We start from the raw sequence: 16,293 nt of genomic DNA, 5'->3' as shown, positions 1-16,293 counted from the left end.
GGGGACATTCGCGGAGGGGAGTACCCGGTGGCCTTTGCACACGCCCTGAACAACAACGTGCCCACAGCAACGGAAGCCAGATGACCACGCCAGACACCGCAAAACCTTTGGTCGAACTGCGCGAAATCCGCAAAGCCTTCGGCGGCGTAAAAGCCGTGGACGGTGTGAGCATCAACCTCCACCCCGGTGAAGTGGTCGCAGTGCTGGGCCACAACGGCGCAGGCAAGTCCACGCTCATGAAGATGCTCGCGGGCGCCTACCCCATCGATTCGGGCGACACGCTGATTGCGGGCGAGAAGGTCCACATCCGCACCCCCGCCGAGGCGCAGGCGCTGGGCATCGAGACCATCTACCAGACGCTCGCGCTGGCCGACAACCTCGACTCCGTGTCCAACCTCTTTCTCGGCCGCGAGAAGATGACGCGCTGGAACACGCTCGACGATCATTTCATGGAAGTGCAGGCGCGCAAGGTGTTCCAGCGCCTGAACAAGAACTTCACCAACATCCGCATTCCGGTGCGCAGGCTCTCGGGTGGACAGCGGCAGGTGGTGGCGATCTCGCGTGCGCTGTATTTCAACGCGCGCATTCTCATCATGGACGAGCCCTGTGCCGCCCTCGGGCCCGAAGAAACCGCCATGGTCGGCGGGCTCGTGAAGCAGCTCAAGGCCGATGGCGTCGGCATCTTCCTGATCACGCACGACATGCCCGATGTGTTCTCGCTCAGCGACCGCGTCGCCGTCATGAAGAACGGCAAGCTCGTGGGCACCTACCGCACCGCCGACGTTACCGAAGACGAAGTGCTCGGCATGATCATCGCCGGCAAGCGCCCCGAAGGAAAAGAGCAGGCGCACAGGTGAACGCGGTCGTGGTTCGTGCGCCGGGGGCTGGTTCATGACCATCGGCGACCAGCAACTTCTCAAGCGAATGAACCGCAGCGCACTGCTGCGCCTGCTACGCGCGCGGCCCGGCCTGTCGCGTGCGCGGCTGGCTGCGGAAAGCGGGCTCACCAAATCGACCGTGAGCCTGCTGGTGCGCGAACTGCTTGACGAGGGCTGGCTCAGCGAAGCGGGAGCCACTGTTGCCGATGGCTTGGGGCGGCCCTCCACGCCGCTGCAGATCAACGTGGGCGTGCGCGCGTTGATGGGCGTCGAGATCGCGGTCGAAACGGTGCGTCTCGTGTGCGTCTCGCTGCAGGGTGAGGTGCTTCATGCCGACACGCAAGCGCTGGCCGACGGCACGCCCGCGGGCGTATGCGCGCAGGTCGCGCGCATGGCCGCGGCGGCGCATGCGCGGCTGAAAAGCCTCGGGCTGCGCCTGTCGAGCATCGGTGTCGGCGTGCCGGGCGCGGTGGACGATTGCACCGGCGTCGTCCGCTTCGCGCCCAATCTCGGCTGGCGCAATGTGAGCCTGCTGCCTGCGCTAGAGAAAGCCTTTTCCGCTGCGGGGCTGCCTGGTGTGACCGTGCAGCTGCAGAACGATGCCGATGCCGGCGCACTCGGCGAGTATGAATTCTTCGGCAGCGAAGGCGGAGACCCGCTGATCTTCGTCAGCTGCGACGTGGGCGTGGGCGCCGGCGTGGTGCTGAACGACCGCCTCTTCACCGGCGCGCAGGGCATGGCCGGTGAGATCGGCCACACCATCCTGCAGATCGACGGGCCGCTGTGCTCGTGCGGCCGCCGGGGCTGCGCCGAAGCCTTCTTCGGCTCGCGCGCGCTCGAGCGCGAAGCGCCCGGCATGGCGCATGCGGCCGCCGTCCTCGGTGTGCTGCTGCAGAACCTGTGGGTCACCTTCGATCCACGCGCCATCGTGCTCGGCGGCAAGTCGTGCACCAACCATCCCGGCCTGTTGCAAGCGGCATTCAAAGTGGTCGAGCGCCAGGCCGAAGCGGCCGGCATGCCCGCGCCCGACCTGCGCCTGGCGCGCTACGGCGACCTTGCGGCTGCTGTCGGCGCTGCGGCGCTGGCGCTGCATGAATACCTGCGGCCGCTGCAGCCCGATGCGCGCACGCGCCGTGCCCGCGCCGCGCGCGAAGACCGAGTACCTTCGAACTAAAAGACTCTCTTCAAAGCGGCATCGCCACCGGCATTGCACGGCCACATGCGCAAACCGCCTACGCGCGTCGCCGTGGCCTTGGCCTAGGTTCTTGACTTCGCAGTCTCCAAGAACCCGGGAACAACAAGGAGCTTCATGCCATGCCCGACGCCGCCGCGCGCCTACGTGCGCCATCTTCCGCGCTGCTGACCGTCACTGCCGTCGTCATCGGCCTTGCAGGCCTGGCGCTGGCTGCTGCGGGCGCATGGCTCGTCGTGCTCGGCGGCTCCTGGTACTACCTGGCCGCGGGGCTCGGACTCATCCTTGCCGCGGTGCTGCTGCCGCGCGGAGGCGGCGCGGGCCTGTGGGTCTATGCGCTCGTGGTGGCATTCACGTTGGCGTGGGCCTTGTGGGAGGTGGGCTTCGACTGGTGGCCGTTGGCGGCGCGCGGCGATGTGTTCTTCGTGATCGGCGTGTTCCTGCTCACCCCGTGGACGGCGCGCGCACTCGCGCGCCGCAATGCCGTTGGCGTGGCGCCCGCGCGCGGTTTTCTTGGCGTGGTGCTGCTGACCTTTCTGCTGGCCGCGGTGGTCTCGTGGACGCGAGACCCCGCCACGCGTGTGGAAGGCACCATGCCCGCACCCACGGCACCTGTGGCCGCCGCCGCCCCATCCGCCAGCCCGCCGCCCCCCAGGCAGGATTGGACTGCCTATGGCGGCAACGGCATGGGCCAGCGCTATTCGGCGCTCGACCAGATCACGCCGGCCAATGTCGGCCAGCTCCAGGAGGCATGGCACTTTCGCACCGGCGACGTGCGCGGCCAGAGCGGCGACCCCGAGGAGACGACCTTCGAGGTCACGCCGCTGAAGATTGGCGAGCGGCTTTTTCTTTGCACGCCGCACCAGTCGGTGGTGGCGCTGAATGCGACCACGGGTGAGCAGCTGTGGCGCTACACGCCCGAGATTCGCCGCCCGCTGGCATTGCAGCACCTGACCTGCCGCGGCCTTTCCTATGACCCGGGCAGTGCCGTTCGGCCTGCGGCTGCTTCCACTGCTACGCCGGCAGCCGCTGCGCAAGCACCCGCACCCGCACCCGCACCCGCCGGAGGCGATTGCGACGCCAAGCTCTTCATGCCCACCGCGGATGGCCGCATCCTCGCGCTCAACCCCGAGAGCGGCAAACCCTGCATGCGTTTCGGCGGCGGCACCGGGCAGATCGATCTCTGGAAGAACATGCCCAACGTGAAGCCCGGTTCGTACTACTCCACTTCCCCGGTGGTCGTGACGCGCTCGCTCATCATCGTCGGCGGCACCGTGCTGGACAACGTCTCGACCCAGGAGACCTCGGGCGTCATCCGCGCCTTCGACATCGACACCGGCGCGCTGGTGTGGAACTGGGACTCGGGCAACCCCGACGACACTGCGCCCATTGCGGCCGACCGCAGGTACACCGCCAATTCGCCGAACAGCTGGTCGATCTCCAGCGTCGACGAGGCGCTGGGCATGGTCTACGTGCCCACCGGCAACCAGCCGCCCGACCAGTGGGGCGGCAAGCGCACCGAAGGGGCGGAGCGCTACTCGTCCTCGGTGGTGGCGCTCGACCTGGCCACCGGCCGCGTGCGCTGGAGCTTCCAGACCGTGCACCACGACTTGTGGGACTACGACGTTCCCTCGCAGCCCAGCCTCATCGACTTGCGCGTCGGCAACGAGACGGTGCCCGCGCTGGTGCAGCCCACCAAGCAGGGCGAGCTGTTCGTGCTCGACCGCCGCGACGGCAAGCCCGTGGTGAACGTGCATGAGCGGCCCGCGCCGCAAGGTCCGGCCGAAGGCGACCACACCTCGCTCACGCAGCCCGTGTCGGACTTGTCGTTCGATCCGCCCGCGCTCACGCCGGCCGACATGTGGGGCGGCACCGTGTTCGACCAGCTCGCATGCCGCATCGCTTTCCACCGCCTGCGCTACGAGGGCCGCTACACGCCGCCCTCGACCGAAGGCTCGCTGATCTACCCGGGCAACTTCGGCGTCTTCAATTGGGGCGGCGTCGCGGTCGATCCGCAGCGGCAGATGGCGTTCACCACGCCGGCTTCGCTGGCCTTCGTGTCCAAGCTCATTCCGCGCAAGGACGACACCTCGCTCTACGTGCAGGGCAAGGACCGCCCCAACGACAGCCTGCCCGCGCTCAACGAGAACTTTGGTGCGCCCTTCGCGGTGCAGCTCAGCGCCTTCACCTCGGTGCTGGGCCTGCCGTGCCAGGCACCGCCCTGGGGCCACGTGGCGGGGGCCGACCTGCGCACCGGCAGGGTGGTGTGGAAGCACAAGAACGGCACCGTGCGCGACAGCTCGCCGTTGCCGCTGCCCTTTGCGATGGGAGTGCCCAGCCTCGGCGGACCGATCATGACGGCCGGTGGCGTGGCCTTCTTGTCGGGCACGCTCGACTACTACCTGCGCGCCTATGACGTCGCCAACGGCAAGGAGCTGTGGCGCAGCCGCCTGCCGGCCGGCGGACAGGCCACGCCCATGACCTACACCGGCAGCGACGGACGCCAATACGTGGTGGTGGCCGCGGGTGGCCACGGTTCGCTCGGCACGCGCACGGGCGACCATGTGATCGCCTACGCATTGCCCAAGCGCTGAGGGGCTCAGCCCGCTGCGAGCGGCGCGCCCTGGCCGTCCTCTTCGCGCCAGCCGCGCAAGCGCCGGTACAGCGTGCCGCGCGACACGCCCAGCTGGCGCGCCGCCTGCGACACGTTGCCGCCTTGCGCCGCCAGGGCTTCCTCGATCAGCTTGCGGCTGTGCTCGCGCAGGGTTTCACCGTGCGACGCTTCCGCTTGCATGGGGTTCGGCATGGCCGGGTCCGCGCAACCTTCTGCCGCGGGCGCCTTCATCGCGGCTGCAGGTTCGATCGGCAACACCGGCGCGGCCTCGCCGGGCATTGCCACCGCGTGCCTGAAGTCCGCGCCGTCCGCTGCTTTCAGCCGTGCCTGCACCCAAACGCCGAGGCCACTCGCCAGTCGCATCGGCTGCGCGGCTTCACGCCGGCCCAGCCTGAGCAGGCTCGCCAGATCGTGGCCCAGCATCGACTCCACGGCGCGCTCGCAGCTGTCTTCGGGCAGGCGGCCGATGAGCCGCGCGCCGGCGCCGTTCAGCCAGGCGATGGTCCCGTCGGGCGCCACGCCGGCCAGCGCTTCCATCGGCGTGCCGAGCAGGTTGGGGCTGGCCTGAAAGCGCAGGATCAGGTGGTCGCGCGACTGCGCCTGCAGCAGTCGGTTCTCGATGATCGTCGCGTACAGCGCCACCATCGACGCCGCGTCGAAACCGAAGCGCCGCGCTTCCATCGTGATGTCGAGCACGCCGGCCAGCTGGCCTGTCACGCCGCGAATGGGCGCCGCAGCGCATTGCATCTGCGACAGCACGTCGAAGTAGTGCTCCGCCCCGTCGACGGTGCAGGCCTGCCCGGTGGTCGCCACGATACCCGGCGCGGTGGTGCCGACGATGCGTTCGGAAATGTTCACGCCCACGCGCGCGGTCTTGCGCAGCACCGGTTGGTATGCGGCGGCCGGCTGCTGCGTGACATGCACCACCACGCCTTCGCCGTCGGTCAGGATCACGCGGCAATCGGTGCCCGCAAGCGCGCTTTCCATGCTCGCGAGTTCCTGCCGCGCCACTTCGAGCAGCTCGCGGTTGCGCGCCAGCGTGGCGTGCAGCCGGCTGGGCGTGACCGCGTCGAAGGGAACGATGCGCTGCCTGTCGCTGTGCGTGCGGGTGCAGCGCAGCCACGACTGGATCACTGCTTCGCCGACCAGCCCCGAGGGCCGCACGCCTTCCTCGAAGAACTGCTGCCGCGCGAGCGCCACGCGCTGCGCCGGCGTCGTTGAAAAGAGTTGGCGCGGCGCATTGGCCTTGCCCAGCCTTTCGAAAGCCATGCTGTTCGCTGCTCCTCGAAACGGGAAATCGGAGGGGACGAAGGGGAGTTGCTGACCCCTGCGAATGTGTTCCGCAATGGAACAGCGCCGGACTGGGGAAATCCCGAGGGTGAAGGCGAGTGCGGCAAAAACGATCCTTGCGGCACAAAGGAGACTCACGATGAAAAAGATCCACTCCGGCCTGCTTGTGCTTGCCGGTGCATTGCTGAGCCTGTGCGCGCCGGTGGCCACCGCGCAGGGTTCCGCCAGCGCACAAGACCGCGCGGGCGCTGCCGTCAAGAAGGTCAACGGCGACTTCATCCGCGCCAACGCGGCCCAGAAGAAGACACCCGACTGGCCAAGCTACGGCCTCGACTACGCCGAGACCCGTTTCAGCAAGCTCGACCAGGTGAACGCCGGCAACGTGAAGCAGCTCGGCCTGGTGTGGTCGTACAACCTGGAGTCCACGCGCGGCGTGGAGGCCACGCCGCTGGTGGTGGACGGCATCATGTACGTCACGGCCTCGTGGAGCGTGGTGCACGCCGTCGACACGCGTACCGGGCAGAGGCTCTGGACCTTCGATCCGCAGGTCGACAAGTCCAAGGGCTTCAGGGGCTGCTGCGACGTGGTGAACCGCGGCGTGGCGCTGTACGAGGGCAAGGTCTACGTGGGCGCCTACGACGGGCGCCTGATCGCACTCGATGCGGCCACGGGCCAGAAGGTCTGGGAGAAGAACACCATCGAGGGGCAGAAGGGCTCCTACACCATCACCGGCGCGCCGCGCGTCTTCAAGGGCAAAGTCATCATCGGCAACGGCGGCGCCGAGTACGGTGTGCGCGGCTACGTCACGGCCTACGACGCCGCCACGGGCGAGCAGAAGTGGCGCTGGTTCACCGTGCCGGGCGATCCGTCCAAGCCCTTCGAGGACGAGTCGATGGCGCGCGCGGCCAAGACCTGGGACCCCAGCGGCAAATATTGGGAAGCCGGCGGCGGCGGCACCGCGTGGGACACCTTCGCCTTCGATCCCGAGCTCAACCTGATGTACGTGGGCACCGGCAACGGCTCGCCGTGGGCGCGCAGCAAGCGCAGCCCCGGCGGCGGAGACAACCTCTACCTCGGCTCGGTGGTGGCCCTCAACCCCGACACCGGAAAGTACGTGTGGCACTACCAGGAAACCCCGGGCGACAACTGGGACTACACGTCGACCCAGCCCATGATCCTGGCCCACATCCAGATCGGCGGCAAGCCGCGCAAGGTCATCCTGCATGCGCCGAAGAACGGCTTCTTCTTTGTCATCGACCGCACCAACGGCAAGTTCATCTCGGCCAGGAATTTTGTCGAGGTGAACTGGGCCACCGGCTACGACACCAACGGCCGCCCGATCGAGATTGCCGCCGCGCGCCAGAACGAAAAGCCCGGCGACAGCATTCCGGGGCCCTTCGGCGCGCACAACTGGCACCCGATGTCGTTCAACCCGCAGACCGGCCTGGCCTATGTGCCCGCGCAGCATGTGCCGCTCAACCTGATGGACGACAAGGACTGGAAGTTCGACCAGAACGTGCCCGGCCGCCCGCATGGCGCCATGGGCTGGAACACCGCCATGTTCGCCAATGCCGAGCCGCCCAAGAGCAAGCCCTTCGGCCGGCTGGTGGCATGGGACCCGGTGGCCCAGAAGGAAGCATGGGGCGTCGACTACGCCTCGCCGTGGAACGGCGGCACGCTCACCACCGCGGGCAACCTGGTGTTTCAGGGCACAGCCGACGGGCGCCTCCTGGCCTACAACGCCAAGACCGGCGAGAAGCTGTGGGAAACCCCCACCGGCACCGGCGTGGTCGCGGCACCCTCGACCTACATGGTCGACGGCAAGCAGTACGTGTCGGTTGCGGTGGGCTGGGGCGGCGTCTACGGGCTGGCGCAGCGCGCCACCGAAAGGCAGGGCCCGGGCACCGTGTACACCTTTGCCGTCGGCGGCACCGCCAAGATGCCGGAGTTCGTGCAGTACCGCATGAGCAAGCTGGTCGAAGGCGTGAAGTACGACCCCGCCAAGGTGCAGGCCGGCACCATGCTCTACGTGAGCAACTGCGTGTTCTGCCACGGCGTGCCGGGCGTGGACCGCGGCGGCAACATCCCCAACCTGGGCTACATGGACGCGGCGTACATCGAGAACCTGGACAAGTTCGTGCTCAAGGGCCCGGCCATGGCGCGCGGCATGCCCGACTTCACGGGCAAGCTCTCGGGTGACGACATCGAGAGCATCAAGGCCTTCATCCAGGGCACGGCGGACGCGATACGGCCCAAGTAAAGCAACCAGCCGCAGCATTAAAAAAGCCGCCGGACCTGAGGTCCGGCGGCTTTTTACTTGTCCGAAGATTCGAAAACGATCAGTCGGCGTACACGCCTGCGGCCTTGATGATCGGGCCCCACTTGGCGATTTCAGCCGAGACGAACTTCTTGTGCTCGGCCGGCTCCACGCGCTTGTCGGTGGTGATCACCGCGCCAAGGCCTTCCTGGCGCTTGATGAAGCCCGGGTCCTTCATGGCGGCCTTGATGGCTTCGTTGAGCTTCTTCAGCACCGGTGCCGGCGTGCCCTTGGGCGCGTACACGCCGTGCCAGATGGTCACTTCGAAGTCCTTCAGGCCCGATTCGGAGAGCGTGGGCAGGTCTTTCAGCACCGCCGGCGTGGTCAGGCGCTTGGACGTGGTCACGGCGTAGGCCTTGACCTTCTTGGCTTCGATCTGCGACGTGGTGTTGGTGGTCTGGTCGCACAACAGGTCGATCTGGCCGCCCAGCAGGTCGGCAATGGCCGGTGCCGTGCCCTTGTAGGGAACCGGGGTCATTTCGGTCTTGAGGGCGCTCTGGAACAGCAGGCCGCACAGGTGCGAGGCTGCGCCCAGGCCGGCGTTGCCGAGGTTGATCTTGCCCTTGTTGGCCTCGATCCAGCCCGTCAGTTCCTTGTAGTTGTTGGCCGGCAGGCCGGGCTTGCCGATGAGCGTCATCGGAACTTCATTGACCATGCCGAGGTATTCGAAGTCGTTCTCGACGTTGAACGGCAGCTTGCGGTACAGCGCCGGCATGGTCGACATGGCGATGTGGTTCAGCAGCAGCGTGTGGCCGTCCGGTGCGGCGCGGGCCACCTTGGCGGTACCGATGGAGCTGCCGGCGCCGGCGGTGTTGTCCACCACGATGGTCGCGCCGAGGGTCTTCTGCAGCGATTCAGCCAGGTCGCGGGCCACCCGGTCGGTCGGGCCGCCGGCCGTGAACGGCACCACGATGGTGACGGTCTTGCCTGCGGGGAAATCCTGGGCATGGACGCCGACGGCGGCAGCGGCAAGCGCCGTGAGTGCAAGCAGTTTCTTCATGGTGTCTCCGGAGACGGTGAAATTGAAAATGGCCGCGATCATAAGGGCTGACCGTGACCTGACCTCTAGCGAATAGCCCTTAGGACGGGCCCGAAATATGCCCTTTCCTGGGGCATGATGCGCGCTCGCAACTCGCGCCTGAGGGGGCGCGAAAAATAACCACAACACTGCTGGCCCCAAGGCCGCATCGAGGAGGAATTTCAATGGATCCCTGGGTTTATCCGCGCGAGCGCTGGCTCGGCAACATCACGCTCGGGCTCGGCCTGCTGGTCTGGGCGGCGCTGGTGCTCGGCACTTTCGGCATTGCACTTATTTATGTGCTGCTTGGTTTCATCGGCTACGTATTCGCACAATCGGCCGTCATTGCCTGGATCAAGGGCACGGCCGTCAAGCTCTCGCCCACGCAGCTGCCCGAGCTGCATGCACGCTTCCAGGCGTGCTGCGGCTATCTCGGCATCGAGGAGCCGCCCGAGGCCTACCTGCTGCACGGCGACGGCATCTTCAATGCCTTTGCCACGCGCTTTTTCGGCCGCAACTTCGTCGTGCTGCTGTCCGACGTGGTCGACGCCATGGAAGCGCAGCCCGACGGCATCAACTTCTACATCGGCCACGAACTCGGCCACATCCGCCGCGGCCACCTCACGGGCCACATCTGGCGCGCACCGGTGCTCTGGATTCCGCTGCTCGGCGCCGCCTATTCGCGCGCCCAGGAATACACCTGCGACCTGCACGGCGCCGCCTGCTGCGAGCAGGCCGACTCCCCACCCCGCGCACTCGTGGCCTTGGCGGCCGGCGCGCAGCAATGGCGCAATGTCGACCTGCAGCGCTATGCCAACCAATCGGCCGGCAACAGCGGTTTCTGGGCCTCGTTCCATGAACTGATCGCCGGCTATCCGTGGCTCACCAAGCGCGTGGCGCGCACCATCGATCCGGCCGCCAAGTTGCCGAGCCGCAATCCGCTGGCCTATGTGCTCGCGATCTTCGTGCCCTACACCGGTCGCGCCGGCGGCGGCGCGCTTGGCCTGCTGGTGGTGGTGGCCATCATCGGCGTGCTGGCTGCGGTGGCCTTGCCGGCCTACAAGGACTACGAGTCGCGCGCCGCGGTTTCGCAGGCTTGGTCCGAAGCCGCGCCGGTGCGCGAAGCCCTTGGCAACTACTACAAGGAGAAGCAGGAGATTCCCGAGTCCCTTGCAACCGCCGGCGCACCCGAGGCCTTGCCCGGCGGCTCGGTGCTGACGCTCGACACCGACACCATGGTGGTCGATGTGGAGCTCCCCAAGGCAAAGGGCACGCTGCGCATGGAACCCTCGGCCACCGAAGACGGCATTGCCTGGAATTGCGTGGCCGGCGACGACCTGTCGCAAAAAGCCTTGCCGGTTTCTTGCCGCAAGTAACTGCAGGCCAAGCGTAAGAGAAGTTTTCCGCCTGTCGAACTGTCCGACAGGCGGACCCGGCCAGTGCCGATGCACGGCGCGGGTGCGGGCCTTAGGGTGAACTCTTGTCCAAGGAGTTTTCACCCATGCCCGTAATTTCTTCTTCACTCGACGGAATGAAGGTTGCCATCCTCGTGTCCGACGGCTTCGAGCAAGCCGAGATGACCGAGCCGCGCAAGGCGCTGGACGGCGCCGGCGCGCAGACGCAGATCGTTTCGCCGCTCGACGGCAGCGTGCGCGGCTGGAAACACCTCGACCCGGCCGACACCTTCGAAGTCGACGTGCCGCTGAAGAACGCCAACGCCGATGAATTCGATGCGCTGCTTTTGCCCGGCGGCGTCGTCAACCCCGATGCGCTGCGCATCAACCCGCAGGCCGTGGCTTTCGTTCGCGCATTCGTCGAAGCGGGCAAACCCATTGCCGCAATCTGCCATGGCCCATGGACGCTCATCGACGCGGGCGGCGTCAAGGGCCGCAAGATGACCTCGTGGCCGTCGCTGCGCGCAGACCTGCAGAACGCCGGCGCGAAGTGGTTCGACAAGGAAGTGGTGGTCGACCAGAACCTGGTGACGAGCCGCAAACCCGATGACCTGCCCGCGTTCAACCGCGAGATGACGAAGGTGTTCGAACTCTCTTACGAAGACGCCATTCATTGATGCGGGCTGAAACGGGTTCTGCTGCGTTCAGCGCGTGAACTCCGGCCCTGTGTAGCGCGCACGCGGCCTTATCAGTTGCCCTGTGGCCTGCTGCTCGAGCACGTGGGCCGTCCAGCCCACCGTGCGCGCGAGCGCAAAAAGCGTGAACGGCGCATCGGCCGGCAGCTTGTGCACGGCCGCCATGGCCACCAGCGCAAAATCGATGTTCACCGCTTCGCCCAGCAGCCTTTCGCCTGCGGCACGCAGCTCCGCGAACACGGGCGGAAGCTCGATGCCCGCGAGCAGCGCCGCACAGCGCGCGTCACCTTGCGGATACAGCGGGTGGCCGAAAGCCGCGAGCGGCCGGTCGTGCGCGAGCCACTCGCGCACCGCGGGCTCGCTGCCCGATGCGGCGGCGCTACGCACGAGCGCCTGGACCGCCGCCGCGGCCCCGCCATGCAACGGACCTGTCAGCGTCGAAAGGCCGGTGAGCAGGCACGCCGCCATCGAAGCACCGGTCGATGCGGTCACGCGCGCCGCGAAGGTCGATGCGTTGAGTTCATGGTCGGCCATCAGCACCAGCGCGCGGCGCAATGCATCGGCCGCTTTGGGGCGGCGCCAGGCCGCGGCAAGTCGCGCATGCAAGGGCAAGGCGGCCGAAGAGGCCGGCCCCAGCAGTGCATTGGCCAGCGTGCCGATCGCTTCCGCTGCCTCGGCCTGCAGCACCGCGCGCGAGCGGCCGCGCGAGGGCGGGTCGACCGCGGCTCGCGCCGCGAGTGCGAGCAGGCCCGCCTGCAAGGACGTCGCTTGCTTGGTGTTGCTCACCGGTAGGGAGGCAGTGCATGCGAAGCGCGGCGGTGCGCTCTCCCACAGCAGCCCCGCCACGTCTTCCAGCGTTGCATGCTCCGCCAGCAGGCAGGCGTCCTGCCCGCGGTACCAGAGCCGCCCCTCGGCCACCGTGGACACGCCGGAGGACAGCACCGGCTCGCCCCATTGAATGGCTTCGCTTGCCACCGCCTCGCTGCTGCGCCGCCCGCGCGTGCGCGCGGCAATGCGCTGCACGTCATCGCGGTTGTAGAGGCTGCGGCGCGGGTCCGCCGCGTCGGGCTTGGCGCGAATGCGGCCACGGCTCACGCTCGCGTAGAGCGTTTGCGGCCGCACCTGCATCAGTTCGAGCGCCTCGGCGGCGGGCAGCCAGAGTGGTGGTTTGGTCATGTTGATGGATTAAATCAAGATTGACGTCAATGTTAGCGCCGACAGAATGAACGCCATCTCATCAAGGAGTGCAAGAAATGAACGACGAAGATGGCGGCCTCGAAGGCGTGGTGGCCGCGCACACGGTGTTGTCCGACGTAGACGGCGCGGCCGGGCGGCTGGTGATTCGCGGCCACGAGCTCGATGAAATCGCGCAGCACTGGCGCTACGAAGAAGCGGTGGCGCTGCTGCTCCAGGGCTTCTTCGACAAACTGCCCGACGCAGCCGGCCTGCGCGCAGGGCTGGGCCGCGCACGGCGCGAGGCCTTCGAGCGGCTGCAACCCAATGACGATGCCATGCTGCGCAAGCTGCCGCCCATCGAAGCAGTCCGTGCCCTGCTGGCGCGCCTGCCCGACGGCGACGACCTGTCCACCGCGCTGCGGCTGGTGGCGGCGCCCGCGGTCTACACCGCAGCGGTGATGCGCTGGCGGCTGGGCGTGCAGGCGCTCGCACCCGACGAAGCGCTGCCGCAGGCTGCCGACATGCTTCGCATGCTGCACGGCCGCACCCCCACCGAGGCGCAGGTTGTCGCGCTCGACACCTACCTGGTCACCGTCTGCGATCACGGCCTGAATGCGTCGACCTTTGCCGCGCGGGTGGTGGCCTCGACCGGCGCGGGGCTTGCGTCGGCGGTGCTCGCCGGCATCAGCGCGCTCAAGGGCCCCTTGCATGGCGGTGCGCCCGGCCCGGTGCTCGATGCGCTCGATGCCATCGGAACCGCGGCCAATGCCCGTGCCTGGCTCGAAGAGGCCGTGGCCGGCGGCCAGCGGTTGATGGGCTTCGGCCACCGCATCTACCGCGTGCGCGATCCGCGCGCCGATGCGCTGAAGGGGGCACTGCGCCGGCTGGACGCCGAGGGCGGCGTCAATGCGGCGCGCTTCGAACTGGCCGAGGCTGCCGAGAAAGCCGCGCTCGCCATCCTGCGCGAGAAGAAACCCGGCCGCGCGCTGGAAACCAACGTGGAGTTCTACACCGCGCTGCTGCTCGAAGCGCTGGGCTTCGGCCGCGAGAGCTTCACCTGCGTGTTCGCCGCCGGACGCGTGAGCGGATGGATCGCGCATGCGCGCGAGCAGGTGAAGAAGGGGCGGTTGATAAGGCCGCAATCGGTGTACGTGGGGCCCGCGCCTGAAGAGGCCGAGGCCGCGCTCGCGCACTGAGCTCAAGCAGGCCGCATCGCGTGGTCTCCGGATTGCCGCCGCGTTCCGGTACGCTCGCCGTTTTCGAATCGCCCGGCCCACGCACGCCGGGCGACGGATTCATCAAGGCGAAAGTATTCCCATCGTATGGCGGCATCCCCATCTTCCTTCGAGCGCGCGCAGCGCCTGCCCATGGACTTCGCATGGATCGTGGTGGCGATCGATGCGGCCCTCTTCATCGTGAACATGACGGTGCAGCTGCTGCCTTCGTCGCCCCACAGCGAGCAGATGCGCAGCGTGTACGCGCAGCCGGGCGTGTGGGTTCCGCTGCTGTCCCGCGTTGCCACGGTGTGGCTGCTGGCCGCCACGCTGGCGTGGTGCCATGCGCGCAAGGCGCTCGATGAGCGCGGCGCCGCCCGTGTTGCGCAGCTTCGCAGTCCAACGAGCCGTTTTGCCGCCGTGTTCCTGCCGGCGATGGTCATCAACGCGCTTGCATTGACGCCGCTCTTCTACCAGGCACAGGTGCTCTTCATGCCGGGCGGCTCGCTGCACGAGACGGTCGACATGTATGGCCTGCGCTCGATCATGGCCATGTCGATGCTGGTGCAGTCGGTCATCCAGATGATTGTTCTGGTTGCGAGCGTGTGGCTTGCCGCCCGTTTCGCGCTGCGCGAGCGCGGCATGGCCATCGAGGATGACGCGCCCGCAGCCGCGGCATCGACCCGCCGCGCGGTGGCGCTCGTGATCGCCGCGATGTTCGTCTCGCTGCAGATGTGGATCGGCAACGTTGCGAGCGGCTGGGTCGACACTTCGAGGGACTCCGAACTGCTGCCGCTTCTTCTCGGCTGGTTCGCGGTGCCGCTGCTGGTCTATGGGCTGGCGTTCTGGGGCGCATGGCTCGGCGCCGCGCCGGCGCCCGTGCAAACGCGTCCCTTCAGGGCCGTGGCGGCGGCGGTCACGGCCTTCACGCTGCTGCAGGCCGTCTGCATCGCCCTCGCGGTCGGCGGGCTGGTGTGGGTGGCCAGCGTGAGCTTTTCGGGCCGCAGCAGCGACGGCAATCTCTTGATGCTCGCCGTTGCAATGGCGGCGGTCTACCTGGTGCTGCTGGTGGTGCTGGTGCGCGCCACCACGCGCCGCCTCTACCGCCGCTACTTGTAGCTGCGCGCGTCCTCGATCACCTTGCCGTCGTTCGGCAGCGTGCCCGGCGCTACCAGCTCGATGGTGCCGCGCAGCTTGGTCACTTCGCGCACCGCATCGGCAATGCGCGCATCGAGCCCGGCCGGCGCGCCGGCGCACTCGAGCCTGAAGGTCATCTGGTCGTCGCCCATTTCGCCTGACACCACGAGGCGCGCACGCACGATCTCCGGAAAACGCCGCACGATCTCGGCCACCTGCGAAGGATGCACAAACATGCCGCGCACCTTGGTGGTCTGGTCGGCGCGGCCGAGCCAGCCCTTGATACGCTTGTTGGTGCGGCCCGTGGGGCAGGTGCCCGCGAGCACCGCGGAGAGGTCTCCGGTGCCAAAGCGCACCAGCGGGTAGTCGGGGTTGAAGGTGGTCACCACAATCTCGCCCACCTCGCCGTCGGGCACGGGGTCTCCGGTGCCGGGGCGCACGATCTCGACCAGCACGCCTTCGTCGATCACCAGGCCTTCGCGTGCGCTGGTCTCATAAGCGATCAGGCCGAGGTCGGCAGTGGCATAGCACTGAGTGCCCTTCACGCCATGCGCGGCAATCCAGTCGTGCAGGCTGGGCGGAAAGGCTTCGCCGGAAACAAGGGCCTTGGTGAGCGAAGGCAGCTTCAGGCCTTTCTCTTCGGCCTTTTCGAGCAAGATTTTCAGGAAGCTCGGCGTGCCTGCATAGCCCTCGGGTTTCAGGTCGACCATGGCTTCGAGCTGCTGCTCGGTCTGGCCGGTGCCGCCAGCAAACACGGTGCAACCCATGGCACGCGCGCCGCTCTCCATGATGGAGCCGGCCGGTGTCATGTGGTAGCTGAAGCTGTTGTGAATAAGCTCGCCGCTGCGAAAGCCGGCTGCATGCAGTGCGCGCGCGGTGCGCCAGTAGTCGCGCGCTTCACCTTCGGGCTCGTAGATGGTGCCGGGGCTTGCGAACACGCGGGGCATGCGGGTGCCGCGGCCGATGGTCGAGAAGCCGCCGAAGGGGTCGTCGGCGCGGCGCTGTTTTTGCAGTTCGAGAAGCTCGGTCTTGCGCGTGACTGGCAGCCTGGCGAGTGCTTCGCGTGTCGTGATGTCGGCGGGCTTTACACCGTCGAAAATCTTTGCGAAGGCGGGCGCGGCGGTCTGGGCCTGCGCAATCTGCTTCGGCAGCGCGGCCAGGAGGTCGCGCTCGCGTTCGGCGGGGTCACGGATTTCTAGCTTGTCGTAGTGGTCGGTCATGTCCGTACCCTTCATCTTTCAGTTCTGTTATTCCGTGAGGCTGGTTTGCGGCGCTGTGCAATGCGGGAGCCTTCAGGGCGTGTGCAAAGGCCACCGGGTACTCCCCTCCGCGAATGTCCCCCGGGGCTGCGCCCCTCCTCCTTTATTT

General features: G+C 67.6%; 12 protein-coding genes. 8 read left to right on the top strand and 4 right to left on the bottom strand.

The window, feature by feature from the left end:
- The first annotated feature begins 80 nt into the window (after nucleotides 1-80).
- From V9K97_RS24960 to V9K97_RS24950, 3 genes are all read left to right on the top strand, one after another.
- A complete protein-coding gene (locus V9K97_RS24960; RefSeq protein ID WP_126748502.1) occupies nucleotides 81-857 on the top strand; it encodes an ATP-binding cassette domain-containing protein in 777 nt (258 codons plus the stop codon).
- Nucleotides 858-891: 34 nt separating this feature from the next.
- On the top strand, nucleotides 892-2,052 hold the full coding sequence (locus tag V9K97_RS24955) for an ROK family transcriptional regulator (RefSeq protein WP_337321377.1): 1,161 nt from the start codon (nucleotides 892-894) through the stop codon (nucleotides 2,050-2,052).
- Between the two features lie 140 nt (nucleotides 2,053-2,192).
- Nucleotides 2,193-4,664 (top strand): membrane-bound PQQ-dependent dehydrogenase, glucose/quinate/shikimate family, encoded by a 2,472-nt coding sequence (locus tag V9K97_RS24950; protein ID WP_337321375.1) that lies wholly within the window; start codon nucleotides 2,193-2,195, stop codon nucleotides 4,662-4,664.
- Between the two features lie 5 nt (nucleotides 4,665-4,669).
- Here V9K97_RS24950 and V9K97_RS24945 read toward each other — a convergent pair whose 3' ends face one another.
- On the bottom strand, nucleotides 4,670-5,953 hold the full coding sequence (locus tag V9K97_RS24945; protein ID WP_337321373.1) for a helix-turn-helix domain-containing protein: 1,284 nt from the start codon (nucleotides 5,951-5,953) through the stop codon (nucleotides 4,670-4,672).
- A gap of 160 nt (nucleotides 5,954-6,113) precedes the next feature.
- On the opposite strand from V9K97_RS24945, the gene V9K97_RS24940 reads away from it, so the two are divergent.
- Nucleotides 6,114-8,234, top strand: a complete 2,121-nt coding sequence (locus tag V9K97_RS24940) for a PQQ-dependent dehydrogenase, methanol/ethanol family (RefSeq protein WP_337321371.1) — start codon at nucleotides 6,114-6,116, stop codon at nucleotides 8,232-8,234.
- A gap of 79 nt (nucleotides 8,235-8,313) precedes the next feature.
- Here the strand turns inward: V9K97_RS24940 and V9K97_RS24935 are convergent, their stop codons facing one another.
- Nucleotides 8,314-9,291 (bottom strand): tripartite tricarboxylate transporter substrate-binding protein, encoded by a 978-nt coding sequence (locus V9K97_RS24935; protein WP_258502815.1) that lies wholly within the window; start codon nucleotides 9,289-9,291, stop codon nucleotides 8,314-8,316.
- A gap of 203 nt (nucleotides 9,292-9,494) precedes the next feature.
- On the opposite strand from V9K97_RS24935, the gene V9K97_RS24930 reads away from it, so the two are divergent.
- Both V9K97_RS24930 and V9K97_RS24925 read left to right on the top strand, forming a co-directional pair.
- Nucleotides 9,495-10,685, top strand: a complete 1,191-nt coding sequence (locus V9K97_RS24930; protein WP_337321369.1) for a M48 family metalloprotease — start codon at nucleotides 9,495-9,497, stop codon at nucleotides 10,683-10,685.
- 125 nt (nucleotides 10,686-10,810) lie between these two features.
- Nucleotides 10,811-11,380, top strand: a complete 570-nt coding sequence (locus V9K97_RS24925) for a type 1 glutamine amidotransferase domain-containing protein (protein WP_337321367.1) — start codon at nucleotides 10,811-10,813, stop codon at nucleotides 11,378-11,380.
- Nucleotides 11,381-11,407: 27 nt separating this feature from the next.
- Here V9K97_RS24925 and V9K97_RS24920 read toward each other — a convergent pair whose 3' ends face one another.
- A complete protein-coding gene (locus tag V9K97_RS24920) occupies nucleotides 11,408-12,574 on the bottom strand; it encodes a citrate synthase (protein WP_337321365.1) in 1,167 nt (388 codons plus the stop codon).
- Between the two features lie 77 nt (nucleotides 12,575-12,651).
- Here V9K97_RS24920 and V9K97_RS24915 point away from each other — a divergent pair, with 77 nt between their 5' ends.
- Both V9K97_RS24915 and V9K97_RS24910 read left to right on the top strand, forming a co-directional pair.
- Complete coding sequence (locus V9K97_RS24915) at nucleotides 12,652-13,770, top strand: citrate synthase/methylcitrate synthase (protein ID WP_337321363.1); 1,119 nt, start codon at nucleotides 12,652-12,654, stop codon at nucleotides 13,768-13,770.
- A 126-nt stretch (nucleotides 13,771-13,896) separates the two neighbouring features.
- Nucleotides 13,897-14,907, top strand: a complete 1,011-nt coding sequence (locus V9K97_RS24910; RefSeq protein WP_337321361.1) for a hypothetical protein — start codon at nucleotides 13,897-13,899, stop codon at nucleotides 14,905-14,907.
- Here the strand turns inward: V9K97_RS24910 and V9K97_RS24905 are convergent.
- Nucleotides 14,898-16,145 (bottom strand): phenylacetate--CoA ligase family protein, encoded by a 1,248-nt coding sequence (locus V9K97_RS24905; RefSeq protein WP_337321359.1) that lies wholly within the window; start codon nucleotides 16,143-16,145, stop codon nucleotides 14,898-14,900. The two genes, V9K97_RS24910 and V9K97_RS24905, sit on opposite strands and share 10 nt — an antisense overlap.
- Nucleotides 16,146-16,293 lie beyond the last annotated feature (148 nt).

The sequence above is a fragment of the Variovorax sp. CCNWLW186 genome (assembly GCF_037203865.1).
In the GTDB taxonomy this organism is placed as follows: Bacteria; Pseudomonadota; Gammaproteobacteria; order Burkholderiales; family Burkholderiaceae_C; genus Variovorax.
Note: the sequence above shows the minus strand (reverse complement) of the source record. Positions and strands in the feature narration are given on the sequence as shown.